The organism is Emticicia sp., assembly GCF_049241225.1.
In the GTDB taxonomy this organism is placed as follows: domain Bacteria; phylum Bacteroidota; class Bacteroidia; order Cytophagales; family Spirosomataceae; genus Emticicia.
Genome location: NZ_JBMLRC010000024.1, coordinates 1 through 1,100, shown reverse-complemented (window position 1 = coordinate 1,100; position 1,100 = coordinate 1). Strand labels below are relative to the sequence as shown.

General features: G+C 40.1%; 1 protein-coding gene. It reads right to left on the bottom strand.

The genetic code is table 11. The features are described 5' to 3' along the window. Positions 1-114 precede the first annotated feature (114 nt). The coding region (locus tag ACOVO2_RS01540) for a glycosyl hydrolase family 95 catalytic domain-containing protein (RefSeq protein WP_421768277.1) at positions 115-1,100 on the bottom strand (986 nt) is incomplete at its 5' end.

Sequence of the window (1,100 nt, the reverse complement as noted above, 5' to 3'; positions counted from 1 at the left end):
GATTTGTAAGGGTTACTTGTGCCGATGCGATTTTTACACAACAAACCAATACGATGATGCTACAAATTTTTGCTACTTTTTTTAACATTGTAATCTTTGTTTAATTCGTAAATTTTAAAGAGATAAAGTGATGATTTGACCTTTTTGAGTGGTAATATCATACAATTTTGTTGTTGTCAAAGTGGGTGCTTTTATGCTTGCTTTTTCTGAAATAACAGGTTTAGCTGTTTCATCCAAACTATAAAATGGATTGGCATTTTTGCCGTTCGCTTCTTTAAGTTTTGTGCCATTGCTTTGCTTCAATTCATTTGGTGTACGTAGTCTAAGATTTCCTCCGAGGTTCGATTTTACTACCAGTTTCACCAATTTGGTGTCTTTCCATTGCATTTCTACGATTTCAAAACCTCCGATTGCTTTCAAGCCCGAAATTTTACCTGAAGGCCAAACATCTGGCAAAGCAGGAAGCAAATGAACGGCACCATCACTGCTCTGCATCAACATTTCGGTAATACCCGAAGTACAGCCAAAATTACCATCAATCTGAAAAGGAGGGTGAGCATCAAAAAGGTTATTGTAAGTACCGCCCGCACCACGCTCGTTGCCGATAGGTGTTAATTGGTTTTGAATCAATTTGTAAGCATGGTTTCCATCTTGCAATTTTGCCCACCAGTTTACTTTCCAGCCCATGCTCCAACCAGTCGAAACATCGCCTCGATAAATCAAAGAGTTTTTTGAAGCCTCAAAAAGTTCGGGTGTGCGATAAGCCGAAATCTGATTCGATGGATAAAGTCCATAAAGGTGCGAAATATGGCGGTGTTGGTCTTTGGGGTCGTCGATGTCATCGAGCCATTCTTGTAGTTGATTATGCTGCCCGATGTGCATTGGCGGCAATTTATCTCTTAATTTTTTGAGAGAATCCACAAAAGATGCATCTTTTTTTAGAATCTGAGCCGCACTGATTGCCTTGCTAAACACATCAAAAACTATCTGATTATCCATCGTAACGCCCGCATCAAGCGAAGAACCATCGTGAGCCGCAGGAGCGTTTTCAGGAGAATTTCCAGGGTTTACGACTAACCAATTGTTTTTTTGTGGGTGTG